General features: G+C 69.7%; 12 protein-coding genes. 7 read left to right on the plus strand and 5 right to left on the minus strand.

The window, feature by feature from the left end; genetic code table 11:
• Positions 1-189: 189 nt before the first annotated feature.
• Complete coding sequence (locus ACVBEQ_RS16385; RefSeq protein ID WP_447154374.1) at positions 190-573, plus strand: type II toxin-antitoxin system VapB family antitoxin; 384 nt, start codon at positions 190-192, stop codon at positions 571-573.
• Positions 574-623: 50 nt separating this feature from the next.
• Here the strand turns inward: ACVBEQ_RS16385 and hemW are convergent, their stop codons facing one another.
• Positions 624-1850 carry a radical SAM family heme chaperone HemW gene (gene hemW, locus ACVBEQ_RS16390; protein WP_447154375.1) on the minus strand — a complete coding sequence of 409 codons (1227 nt, stop codon included), beginning with the start codon at positions 1848-1850 and terminating at the stop codon, positions 624-626.
• A gap of 31 nt (positions 1851-1881) precedes the next feature.
• On the opposite strand from hemW, the gene ACVBEQ_RS16395 reads away from it, so the two are divergent.
• Positions 1882-2682, plus strand: a complete 801-nt coding sequence (locus tag ACVBEQ_RS16395; RefSeq protein WP_447154376.1) for an enoyl-CoA hydratase-related protein — start codon at positions 1882-1884, stop codon at positions 2680-2682.
• A gap of 84 nt (positions 2683-2766) precedes the next feature.
• Here the strand turns inward: ACVBEQ_RS16395 and ACVBEQ_RS16400 are convergent, their stop codons facing one another.
• Entirely contained in the window at positions 2767-3036 is a 270-nt protein-coding gene (locus tag ACVBEQ_RS16400; protein ID WP_447154377.1) for a hypothetical protein, read from the minus strand.
• A 104-nt stretch (positions 3037-3140) separates the two neighbouring features.
• On the opposite strand from ACVBEQ_RS16400, the gene pulA reads away from it, so the two are divergent.
• Together pulA and ACVBEQ_RS16410 are read left to right on the plus strand one after the other, a co-directional pair.
• Positions 3141-5828: a pullulanase-type alpha-1,6-glucosidase gene (gene pulA / locus ACVBEQ_RS16405; protein WP_447154378.1), complete on the plus strand. Its 2688-nt coding sequence runs from the start codon at positions 3141-3143 to the stop codon at positions 5826-5828.
• Positions 5829-5932: 104 nt separating this feature from the next.
• Positions 5933-6901 (plus strand): zinc-binding dehydrogenase, encoded by a 969-nt coding sequence (locus ACVBEQ_RS16410; protein WP_447154379.1) that lies wholly within the window; start codon positions 5933-5935, stop codon positions 6899-6901.
• Positions 6902-6930: 29 nt separating this feature from the next.
• On the opposite strand, the gene ACVBEQ_RS16415 is transcribed toward ACVBEQ_RS16410, so the two are convergent.
• Both ACVBEQ_RS16415 and ACVBEQ_RS16420 read right to left on the minus strand, forming a co-directional pair.
• Positions 6931-7713, minus strand: a complete 783-nt coding sequence (locus ACVBEQ_RS16415) for a dienelactone hydrolase family protein (RefSeq protein WP_447154380.1) — start codon at positions 7711-7713, stop codon at positions 6931-6933.
• A 98-nt stretch (positions 7714-7811) separates the two neighbouring features.
• On the minus strand, positions 7812-8513 hold the full coding sequence (locus tag ACVBEQ_RS16420) for a sensor domain-containing protein (RefSeq protein WP_447154381.1): 702 nt from the start codon (positions 8511-8513) through the stop codon (positions 7812-7814).
• A 285-nt stretch (positions 8514-8798) separates the two neighbouring features.
• Here ACVBEQ_RS16420 and ACVBEQ_RS16425 point away from each other — a divergent pair, with 285 nt between their 5' ends.
• On the plus strand, positions 8799-9410 hold the full coding sequence (locus tag ACVBEQ_RS16425; protein ID WP_447154382.1) for a dihydrofolate reductase family protein: 612 nt from the start codon (positions 8799-8801) through the stop codon (positions 9408-9410).
• 29 nt (positions 9411-9439) lie between these two features.
• On the opposite strand, the gene lepA is transcribed toward ACVBEQ_RS16425, so the two are convergent.
• Positions 9440-11356 (minus strand): translation elongation factor 4, encoded by a 1917-nt coding sequence (gene lepA, locus ACVBEQ_RS16430; RefSeq protein ID WP_447154383.1) that lies wholly within the window; start codon positions 11354-11356, stop codon positions 9440-9442.
• Between the two features lie 128 nt (positions 11357-11484).
• Here lepA and ACVBEQ_RS16435 point away from each other — a divergent pair, with 128 nt between their 5' ends.
• Together ACVBEQ_RS16435 and ACVBEQ_RS16440 are read left to right on the plus strand one after the other, a co-directional pair.
• Complete coding sequence (locus tag ACVBEQ_RS16435; RefSeq protein ID WP_447154384.1) at positions 11485-11682, plus strand: type II toxin-antitoxin system VapB family antitoxin; 198 nt, start codon at positions 11485-11487, stop codon at positions 11680-11682.
• Positions 11679-12065, plus strand: a complete 387-nt coding sequence (locus tag ACVBEQ_RS16440) for a type II toxin-antitoxin system VapC family toxin (protein WP_447154385.1) — start codon at positions 11679-11681, stop codon at positions 12063-12065. Before ACVBEQ_RS16435 ends, ACVBEQ_RS16440 begins: the two co-directional genes overlap by 4 nt.
• Positions 12066-12119: the final 54 nt, after the last annotated feature.

Consider the following 12119-nt stretch of genomic DNA (forward strand, 5'->3'; position numbering starts at 1 on the left):
CAGTCGGTGATTAAGCTATTAAGCGCCCGGTTCATCGAGCACGAATCGATCCCACAACACCACGTGGACAACACCGCGCGGACAACACCGCTCCGACGATGCAGCTCCAACTGTGCAGCGGTGCCAACCGTCGCCGGAGGGCCGCCGACCGATACCCTGACACCGGCAGATGCGACGAAGGGTCCGAAAATGATCTTCAAGGACGTGCGAGACGGGCGGCCTTACCCGGACCACGGCCTGTCGATGCGTGATTGGGCCCGCATCCCGCCGCGGCAGATCCGGATGGACGAACTCGTCACCACCAAGCGGGAACTCCGGCTCGACGCGCTCCTCGACGAGGACTCCACCTTCTACGGCGACCTGTTCGGGCACGCCGTGCTGTGGCAGGGGCAGATCTACCTCGAGGACGGGCTGCACCGCGCACTCCGAGCCGCGCTGCAGCAGCGAACCGTCATCCACGTTCGCATCTACAACTACGACGCTGTGCTGGCCGGCGGTTCGGCCGATCTGGCCGCCCACCCGAACGTGCAGCCCGGTCGCCCGCCCGGGCGGCAGCCCGCAGCTCGGCGCTGATCCACCGCCCCGTCTCCTGACCCGACAGTTCTTTGCGCCGAGAGCAGCGTCTACTCCGCCAACTGCAGCGCCAAGCCGTCAGCCAGCAGGCGCCCGCGCAGCGTCAGGATCGCCCGACCACCGGCCAATTGCGCTGCGTCGAGCAGACCGTCGCCGGCGGCCGCGCGAGCGGCCTCCCGACCGGCGGCCGACAGGGACCCGACGGCGACGCCGTCGATCAGCCGCAGCCGGAGCAGGATGTCCTCCAGCCGGCGGTCATCCGGGCCCAGCACCTCGCGGGCGAGCCCGGGGCTGCGGCCAGCTGATGAGGCGGCCGCGTAGGCGGCGGGGTGCTTGACGTTCCACCACCGCACGCCCCCGACGTGCGAATGCGCTCCCGGCCCGATCCCCCACCAGTCATCCCCGGTCCAGTAGGCGAGGTTGTGCCGGCAGCGGGCGGCCTCGTCCGCCGCCCAGTTCGACACCTCGTACCAGCCGAGCCCGGCGGCGGTCAGCGCCTCCTCGGCCTGCAGGTACCGGTCGGCGAGGACGTCCTCGTCCGGCATCGGCAGGACACCGGACCGGACCTGCCGGGCCATCCGAGTCCCGGGCTCGACGATCAGCGAGTACGTCGACACGTGGTCGACGCCGCTGCCGACAGCGGCCGCCAGCGAGTCGGCGAACTCCTGGTCGGTCTCGCCCGGGGTGCCGTAAATCAGGTCCAGGTTGACATGGTCGAAGCCGGCGGCGCGGGCCCAACCGACGACGTCCAGCGCCCGTCCGGTGGTGTGGGTCCGATCGAGGATCTGCAGCACCCGCGCCGAGGACGACTGCATGCCCAACGAGAGCCGCGTGTAACCGGCCGTCCGGAGCGCCGACAGCAGCGCCGGATCGGTCGATTCGGGGTTGGCTTCGGTGGTCACCTCCGCGTCCGGAGCGAGTCCGATGCGGTCGTCGATGGCGGCCAGCAGGGTGCGCAGCGGTCCCGCGCCGACCAGCGATGGAGTTCCGCCGCCGACGAAGACCGTCGAGACCGGCCGGTGGGTGCCCTGTGCGGTGAGCACCTTGGCGGCCAGGTCGATCTCCGTCAGGGCCGCGCCGAGCCAGGACTCCGGCGACGCCGCTGAGCCCAGTTCGCCCGCGGTGTAGGTGTTGAAGTCGCAATACCCGCAACGGGTCGCGCAGAACGGCACGTGCAGATAAAAGGACAAGCTGCGGTCGGCCATCCCCGCGTAGGCCTGGTCGGGCAGCGACCCGTCCGGCGGAACGGGGTCGCCTTCGGGCAGGGTGGACGGCACCCTTTCATTCTGAACCCGCCCGGAGGACCCGATGACCGAAGCGCCGGACCGCACCCCCGCTGCCGGAGCTGCCGCAGCGGCGCTGGTGCGGCTGGAGGTGAGCGACGCCGTGGCCACCATCACGCTCGATTCGCCCACCAACCGCAACGCGTTGTCGGCCGCGGTCCGTGAGCAGTTGATCGGTGCGCTGGATGTCGCCGCGTCTGACGCCGCCGTCCGGGTCATCGTGCTCACCCACCGGGGGCCGGTGTTCTGCGCGGGGATGGACTTGAAGGAGGAGGCGCACGCCGCACCGGGCCGGCAGGGCGTCCGGGAACTCCCGGCGATCCTGCAGCGGATCGCCCGCTGCCCGAAGCCGGTGCTGGCGCGGGTGGCCGGTCCGGCCAGGGCCGGCGGCATCGGCATCGTGGCCGCCGCCGACATCGTGGTCGCCGCACCGTCGGTGACGTTCGCCTTCTCCGAGGTGCGCATCGGGCTGATCCCGGCGGTCATCACGGTTCCCGTCCTGCACCGGGTCGGCCCCACCGCCGCGCGCGAGTTGCTGCTCACCGGAAAGGTTTTCGGTGCGGAGCGGGCGCGTGAGATCGGTCTGGTCAACGCCGTCAGCGACGACCTGGACGCCGCGGTGGCCGGTTACCTGCGGGCGCTGCTGGCCGGCGGACCGACCGCACTGTCCGGCACCAAGGCGCTGCTGGGTGCCCACCACGACGATTCCGACGCCAGGTACGCACGGCTGCTGGAGGTGTCGGCGGCGCAGTTCATCACCGAGGAGGCCCGCGAGGGGGCGCTGTCCTTCGCCGAGAAGCGGCTGCCCGGCTGGGTCAGCGGCTGACCGCGACCAGCAGCGCCACGATGATCATCGCAACCAGGGCGATCGTCATCCAGCGCCGGGTCAAGACCGGCAGCGGGCGGCGGCTCACCGGTCGGCCCTGGGGGAATGAGCAGCGGTGCCGACCGGTGCGCCGACGTTCGTGCTGACGGTGGTGTCGACCGGGGATCCGGGGGGCTGGTCCCGGCGGCTGTGCCAGGCCAGCACCGCCTCGACCATCCGGTCGATGAAGCCCGCCAGGAAGTAGCACAGCGGCCCGAGGACGCCGAGCAGCAGGATGACCTGGATCCAGTACGACTGCCCGGCAACCCAGGACTCGACGGCGTCGATGACGTCGAGGACGGTTTGCCAGATCACCTCGCCAGGCTATCGGCCCCGGGGCGCCGGCACTCCAGCTTCGGAAAACTCGGGCCGGCCGGGAGAGGATCAGCCGGATCGCCCCGCTGCGCTGGAGGATGCCGATGAACACCGGACCCGCCGCCGCACGTCCGCCGCTCCCGAACGGCCCGCTCCGGCAGGTGCCGAGCAGTGCGCACTGGCTGCTCCGCGGGCTGCTGGCCGTGGATCCGTCAGTGCTCGACGGCACCCGCGCGACGACATTCGGGCTGCACCATGCCGGGCAGGGTGGGTTGTCCTTCGACGGGGCCAGAATCACCGGCGGGTCGTGGATTCCGTTGACGGTCGATCCTCTTGGCTTGCCGGCCGACGTGAGCAGTGCCTGGCCGCATCTCGCCGGCTCCCTTGCGCTGCGCCCGGCGGAGGATCTCAGCCGCGAGCAGGTCTCGGGAATTCTCACCGGCCAGTTGGTCGTGGCCGGATACGACGAATCCGGCGGGTTCGTCGATGCGACGGGGGTCCAGGTACCTGCCGTGCTGGACGATCTCTACGCCGGCGCGGTGCAGCGGGAGCTCGGGCTGCGATGGGAGTCCGGTCTCCCGGTTCTGTCGGTCTGGGCGCCAACCGCGAAGTGCGTCACGCTGCTGATCCGTGCCGCCGGGGCGTCCGTCGAGTCCGCGGTGGCGATGAGCCGCGATCAGGACGGTGTGTGGGCGGTGCAGGGCGGTCCGGACTGGGACGGGGCCAGGTATCGGTACGCCGTCGAGGTGTACGTGCCGGCGACCGGCACGGTGGAACGCAACGTCGTCACGGACCCCTACAGCGTGGCGCTGACCACGAACTCGACCGCGTCGGTGATCGCGGACCTGGCGTCACCATTGCTGATGCCGGAGGGTTGGACGGCCCTGGTCAAACCCGTGCTGGGTCATCCGGTGGATTCGGCGATCTACGAACTGCACGTCCGGGACTTCTCCATCGGTGACGCGTCGCTTCCCGATACGGTCCGCGGGAGCTACCTGGCCTTCACCGAACCGGACACCCCCGGGATGAGACACCTTGTGCGGCTTGTCGATGCGGGCCTGAACACCGTTCACCTGCTGCCGGTCTTCGATATCGCCACCATCGAGGAGGACCGGTCCGCGCAGCGGACCCCCGACTGTGACCTGCCGTCCCTGCCACCCGACAGCGACCAGCAGCAGGTCTGTGTCGCCGCGGTCGCCGACACCGACGGGTTCAACTGGGGGTACGACCCGCTGCACTACTCCGCGCCCGAAGGGTCGTACGCGACGAATCCCGAAGGCGCCGGGCGCACCGTGGAGTTCCGCAGGATGGTCGCGGCGCTGAACGGCATCGGCCTGCGGGTGGTGATGGACGTCGTCTACAACCACACGGCCGCGTCCGGCCAGGACCCGAAGTCCGTGCTGGACCGGGTCGTTCCCGGCTACTACCACCGACTCTCGGCCACCGGCGCACAGGAGACGTCAACTTGCTGCGCCAACACCGCGACCGAGCACGCGATGATGGGGAAGCTGATGACGGATTCGGTGCTCAGCTGGGCGCGGCACTACAAGGTGGACGGTTTCCGTTTCGACCTGATGGGCCACCACAGCAAGCGGAACATGCTCGACGTGCGCGCCGCGCTGGATGCACTGACGCCGGACCGGGACGGCGTCGACGGCAGCCGGATCATCCTGTACGGCGAGGGCTGGAACTTCGGCGAGGTCGCCGACAACGCCAGGTTCGAGCAGGCCACCCAGGCGAACATGTCCGGCACCGGCATCGCCACCTTCTCCGACCGGCTGCGGGACGCCGTCCGGGGCGGCGGGCCGTCCGACGACGACCCGCGGGTGCAGGGGTTCGGCACCGGGTTGGCCACCGACCCGAATGACTCCTCCGCCAACGGATCGGCGGCCGTACAGCGGGCCCGGCTGCTGCACGACCAGGACCTGATCAAGGTGGGGTTGACCGGGAACCTCGCCGGCTACCCGTTTGTCGACGCGACCGGCGCCACGGTGACCGGGGCGCAGGTCGACTACAACGGTTCGCCCGGCGGGTATGCGGCGGAGCCGTCGGACGTGATGACCTATGTCGACGCGCATGACAACGAAACCCTCTTCGACGCACTGCTTCTCAAGCTTCCGGTGAGCACCTCGATGGCCGACCGGGTTCGGATGAACACGGTGTGCCTGGCGACGACGGCGCTGGGCCAGGGGCCGATGCTCTGGCACGCCGGGACCGACCTGTTGCGGTCGAAGTCGCTGGACCGCAACAGTTTCAACTCCGGTGACTGGTTCAACCGGGTCGACTGGACCGGGCAGCGGAACACGTTCGGCTCCGGACTGCCACCGTGGGCCGAGAACGGCTCGAAGTGGGACTACCAGCGGCCGTTGCTCGCCGCCGTCGACCCACCGTCCCCGGCAGACATGGCCGCCGCCGCGGCCGCCGCCAGGGAGCTGCTCGCGCTGCGCTTCTCGACACCGCTGTTCCGGCTCGGCTCCGCGGAGCTGATCGGGCAGAAGGTCTCGTTCCCCACCGGCGGGCCTGCACAGACTCCGGGCGTCATCCTCATGGTCATCGACGACACGCTCGGACCGGACGTCGATCCCGCCCTCGACCGGGTCGTGGTGATCTTCAACGCGTCGCCGGCTCCCCAGCCCGTCCGGGTCGGCGCGGCGGAACTGCTGCGGCTCAGCCCTGTCCAGGCCGGCGGGTCGGACCCGGTGCTGCGCGACGGGGTCGCGATCGACGGACCCGGCGGGACGGTGACGGTTCCGGCGCGGAGCGTCGCCGTGCTCGTCCAGCCGCAGGTCTGAGGCCACCGATACGGGAGTGCCGCTACGGGAGCTGCCGGCCGCCGAGCCGGCCGGGGTGGCAGTCGAGAAGCGCCGGTCGAACGGCTCGGTCTAGCGTGTCGCTCATGCTGGCCGTGTACGCCTCCGAACCCCATCCCGACGACCCCCTCGAAGGGGCGCAGGTCGGCGAACGACCCGACCCAGACGTGCCCGACGGATGGGAGCGGGTCCGGGTCCGCGCCGCCTCACTGAACCGGCACGATCTGTGGACCTTGCGCGGTGTCGGCATCAAGCCTGACCAATTCCCGATGATCCTGGGCTGCGACGGCGCGGGCGTCACCGAGGACGGCCGGAACGTCGTGCTGTACCCGATCATCGGCACGCCAGGGTTTTCCGGCGACGAGACCATGGACCCGGGCCGCACCCTGCTGACCGAGAAGTACCAGGGGACGTTCGCCGAATACGTGACGGTCCCCCGCCGCAATGTGCTGCCGATGCCCGACACGCTGTCGCACGAACAGGCGGCCGCGCTGGGCACCACCTACCTGACGGCGTACCGGATGCTGGTCACCCGCAGCGGGTTGCCGGCCGGGTCGACCATCCTCGTCCAGGGCGCCAGCGGCGGCGTCTCCACCGCACTGATCCAGCTGGGCCGGGCGATCGGGATGCGGGTCTGGGTCACCTCCCGCTCCGAGGAAGGCCGCTCGCGCGCCGCGGACCTCGGTGCGCACCAGGTCTTCGAGCAGGGTGCCAGGCTGCCGGAACGGGTCGACGGCGTCTTCGAATCGGTCGGCAAATCCACCTGGTCGCACTCCATGCGGGCCGTCCGGCCCGGCGGGGTGATCGTCTGCTGCGGAGCAACGGCCGGGGCCGACCCGTCCGCCGACCTGCAGCGGCTATTCTTCCTGCAGATCTCCGTGATCGGTTCCACCATGGGCACTCTCGACGAATTCCGCCGGCTCATCGCGTTCTGTGATGCCACCGGGGTGCGGCCGGTCGTCGACCGCACCTTCTCGCTGCGAGAGGGCAAGGTGGCGTTGGACCTGCTGGAGAGCGGCACACCGGGCAAACTCGTCCTGACGGTGCCCGCCTGACCGTGCACCAGGGTGGCTGCTGGCGCCGGTCAGCCGAACATCTCGTCGAAGAAGTCGCGCATCGCCGTCCACGACCGGCGTTCGGCGGCGGGTTGGTAGGCGGCTCCGTGCTCGGGCATGTTGACCTCCGGCTGGGTGAAGGCGTGCAGTGCGCCGCCGTACCGGACCAACTGCCAGTCGACGCCGGCGGCCCGCATCTCGTTCTCGAACGCGAGGATCTGCTCGTCCGGCACCACGGGATCCGAGGCGCCGGAGAGCACCAGCACCTTGCCCGAGATGGTGGCCGCGTCCGCTGGGTCGGACGCGCTGAGCGCGGCGTGGAAGGTCACGACACCGGTCAGGTCGGCACCGCTGCGGGCCAGTTCCAGCGCGACCCAGCCGCCGAAGCAGTAGCCGATCACGGCTATCCGTCGTGGGTCGACCAGCGGGTGCGCCCGTAGTTGCTCCAATCCTGCCGCCACCCGAGCCCTGGTCAACGCAGGATCCCGGTAGTAGCCGCCGGCCACGACGGGGGCCTCCGCCGGGCTGGGTCGGACGTCGGCGCCGTAGATGTCGGCTGCCAGCGCCACGTACCCCAGCCGTGCCAGCATCTGGGCGCGGACCCGGACGTATTCGCCGATCCCGCCCCAGTCGTGAACCACCAGCACACCCGGTCGAAGCAGCGGGCTGGTGACGTCAGCAGCGAAGTAACCCTGCAGTGCGGTGCCGTCGAGAACGTAGTCCACCGGCCCGGTGTCGATCACGGATCCGGCCGGCAACGGCGTGCGGTCCAGCACTGCGGCGTGGGCGTCGGACAACGCGGGCTCGGCCATGACGCGATCCTGCCATCCGGGCGCCTCAGCGATCCCGATCCTGCGCGGACAGCAGTGCTCGTCTCTACAACAGTGCTCGTCTCTACAGCAGTGCTCGTCTACAACAGTGCTGCGATGAGCATGCGATCGATCGTGGTGAGAAAACCGACCACCCGCGGCGCGCACCACAGAATCCCCGCCCCGATCAGCGCCAGCACCGCCATGCTCGCCCAGCCGTCCACGAAGAAGTCGGGCCACCACTGCATTCCGCGGTGCAGCGAGCCGTCGGACGCCGCCTGCTCCGGCAGGTAGCCGTGCCAGACCGGGTAAGTCAGCGCCCCGAGACCCGCGGCGTAGAACGCGACAGCGACCGCGAAGGTGACCGGCGCGAGCGCCAGCTTGATCACGAAATAGCCCACCGCCCGCCACCCGACGCCGTCCCGCAGCACGGCGGTCAGCGCACTGATCGGCCCGGGCCGGCGCGGCTCCCGCCACCCGGGCGCGGCGCTCGGGAGGCCGAGCAGGGCGAGGGCCATGGTGCGCTGCACCATTCCGCCGAACCTGGCGACGAGCAGGCCCAACGCCAGCAGCGGAACGCCGACGTAGATGACCGCCAGGCCGAGCCCGACCGCGAGCAGTGTCACCGGCAGCACCAAGAACAGGATCGACGGAACGAGATCGATCACCACGTAGACCAGTTCGGCCCACGAGCGGGGTGAGCGGAGCCCAACGCCCTGCGCGACGGCCGGCCGAGCAGCGTCGGAGGGGGCGGGTGCCGCCGCAGGGTGCTGGTCGTAGGGCCAGGCGAATGCTGTCGTCATGTCCCCATGCTGTCCGCCCGGACGGGCCGGCACCCGCCGCCCAGCACGCCGAACCGGGTAGGGCTAAGCCCCCCTCCTCGGTCGGATCGCTCGGCCGCTTCCTGTGCCCTCACTTCCTTGCCTGTCCCCCGCTCGAGCTGCAGCACGAGCAACCCGCACCCGGGTCGAGCAGCGCGTCGCGACAAGAGCAACGGGAGCGGCCGATGATTCGAGCGGCACGCCGGGGTCGGAACAGGAGCGGGCCGATCGGCTCGCAAGGGTGCCGACAAGGCCCAGGAGGACACCATGGGAACAGTGGTCGCGCAGGCGTCGATGTCACTCGACGGCTACATCGCCAAGGCCGACAACACCATCGGTCGGTTGTTCGACTGGTACCAGGTGGGAGAACTGGAGGTCCCGACCGCGACCCCCGCCATCACCTTTCACCTCACCCCGGCCAGCGCCGCCTACTGGCGGGAATGGACGGCAGGGCTGGGTGCGATCGTCTGCGGCCGAACACTTTTCGACGTCACCGACGGATGGGGTGGGCGGCACACGATGGATGCGCCGGTCGTGGTGGTGACCCACAGTGTGCCGTCAGAGTGGGTGCGGGAGCACCCTGACGCGCCCTTCGAGTTCGTCACCGACGGCGTCGCTGCGGCCGTCGCCCGGGCGCAGCAGATCGCGGGACCCAGAACAGTCGCGGTCGCCGCTGGGACGATTGCCGCGCAATGCCTCGAACTCGACCTGCTCGACGTGGTGGCGATCGACCTGGTGCCGGTCGTCATGGGCGGCGGCCGGCCGTTTTTCCCCGGGCTGTCGATCGAGGACGTCCCGCTGGCCGACCCGGACGTCTGCATCCCGAGCGAGCGGGTGACGCACCTGCGGATTCCGGTGCGCCGACCTGACGGCGACTGAAGCGCGAGGCAAGCACCTGACGGCGGCCGCTACTTCTTCTCGCGGCCGCCCGCCGATCCTGCCGGTTCGCTGGACAGCGCGGCGATGAAGGCCTCCTGGGGCACCTCGACCCGGCCGACCATCTTCATCCGCTTCTTGCCCTCTTTCTGCTTCTCCAGCAACTTGCGCTTACGGGTGATGTCGCCGCCGTAGCACTTGGCTAGGACGTCCTTGCGCATCGCGCGGATCGTCTCCCGGGCGATCACCCTGGAACCGACGGCGGCCTGGATCGGCACCTCGAACTGCTGCCGCGGGATCAGCTCGCGAAGCTTCGCCGTCATGGAGACCCCGTAGCCGTAAGCGGAGTCGCGGTGCACGATGGCCGAGAACGCGTCGACGGGTTCGCCCTGCAGCAGGATGTCGACCTTCACCAGGTCGGCCGGCTGCATGCCGGTCTCCTCGTAGTCCAGCGACGCGTAGCCACGGGTGCGCGACTTCAGCGCGTCGAAGAAGTCGAAGATGATCTCACCCAGCGGCAGCGTGTAGCGGAGCTCCACCCGGGTTTCGGACAGATAGTCCATGCCGCCCAGAGTGCCTCGCCGGGACTGGCACAGTTCCATGATCGCCCCGATGTACTCGCTCGGGGTGATGATCGTGCATTTCACGATGGGTTCGCTGATGGTGGAGATCTTGCCCGCCGGCCAATCAGACGGGTTGGTGACGACGTGCTCGGTGCCGTCCTCCATCACGATGTTGTAGACGACGTTCGGCGCGGTGGAGATCAGGTCGAGGCCGAACTCCCGTTCCAGCCGATCCCGGGTGATCTCCAGGTGCAGCAGCCCGAGATAGCCGCAGCGGTAACCGAAACCGAGCGCGGCGGAGGTCTCCGGTTCGTAGGTCAGGGCGGCGTCGTTCAACCGCAGCTTGTCCAGGGCGTCACGCAGCAGCGGGTACTCGGACCCGTCCAGCGGATACAGCCCGGAGTAGACCATCGGTCGCGGCTCGCGGTAGCCGCCGAGCGGAACGGTGGCGCCCTTCGACGCCGACGTGATGGTGTCGCCGACCTTGGACTGCCGGACGTCCTTCACCCCGGTGATCAGGTACCCGACCTCTCCGACACCGAGTCCGACGGTGGGGATTGGCTCGGGCGAGATGACGCCGACCTCGAGCAACTCGTGGGTTGCCCGGGTGGACATCATCTGGATCCGCTCGCGCGGGGTGATCTTGCCGTCGATGACCCGGATGTAGGTGATCACGCCGCGGTAGATGTCGTACACCGAGTCGAAGATCATCGCCCGCGCCGCAGCCGTCGGGTCGCCCACCGGGTGCGGGATCTCCGCGACAACCTTGTCGAGCAGCTCCTTGACGCCGGCCCCGGTCTTGCCGGACACCCGGAGCACGTCCTCCGGCGAGCCGCCGACGATGTGCGCGATCTCCTCCGCGTACCGCTCGGGCTGCGCAGCGGGCAGGTCGATCTTGTTCAGCACCGGGATGACGTGCAGGTCGTTCTCCAGCGCCAGGTACAGGTTCGCCAGGGTCTGCGCCTCGATGCCCTGGGCGGCATCGACCAGCAGCACGGCACCCTCGCAGGCAGCGAGCGACCGGGACACCTCGTAGGTGAAGTCGACGTGCCCGGGGGTGTCGATGAGGTTCAGCACGTGATCCGTGCGCACACCGTCGACGCCCGGGGCAGCCCACGGCAGCCGCACGGCCTGCGACTTGATGGTGATCCCGCGCTCGCGCTCGATGTCCATCCGGTCGAGGTACTGGGCGCGCATGTCGCGGCCTTCGACCACCCCGGTCAGCTGCAGCATGCGGTCGGCCAGGGTCGATTTGCCGTGGTCGATGTGCGCGATGATGCAGAAGTTCCGGATCAGCTCCGGCGGGGTGAACGTGCGGTGTGCACGCGAGGCGAGGCTTCCAGAGGTCACAGGAGTCTTTCTTGGCAGATCGAGCGGTCCCCTCATCGTCCCACGCGGGAGCGCCCATCGAGGCCGCACCGGTGTTGCTACCCACCCGGCGGCACGGCGGAACGCCGACTCGATGCACGAGTAGAGTCATCAACTGATGCCCATCGTGATGCGGAGACGCGACCATGCGAACAACCCTGTCCCTGGATGACGACCTTCTGGCCGACGCGCAGCGACTGACCGGCACCACGGAGAAGACAGCCCTGGTGCGCGAAGCACTACGTGCGCTGATCGAGCGGGAAAGCGCTCGCCGGCTCGCTCGACTCGGGGGCAGCGAGCAGAACATCACGGAGACCCCTCGGCGGCGCTCCGATACAACGTGATCCTCGTCGACACCTCCGTCTGGGTCGACCACCTCCGGCGCGGCGATCCCGGCCTGGCGCGTCTCCTCGAGGCCGGTGCGGTGCTGTGCCACCCCTGGGTGGTCGGCGAGCTTGCGCTGGGTCGGCTCGACAGGCGTGACGAGATCCTCGGTCTGCTCACCCGGTTGCCGACCTGCACGGTCGCGTCGCCGACTGAGGTTCTCGTGCTCGTCGATCGATTCCGGCTGATGGGTCGGGGGATCGGCTATGTCGACGTTCAGCTTCTCGCGGCGACGAAGCTGACGCCCGACGCCACCCTGTGGACGCACGACAAGAAACTGGCCGCGGCCGCGACGGATCTCGGTGTCGCGGCCGATCCCGCGCTGATCGGGACTGACATCTGATCGCCCGGCGGCGGCGAACCCTGGCCGGGACCGGCGTGTGGTGGCTGGCACAGT

It is taken from the genome of Nakamurella sp. GG22, from assembly GCF_052976845.2.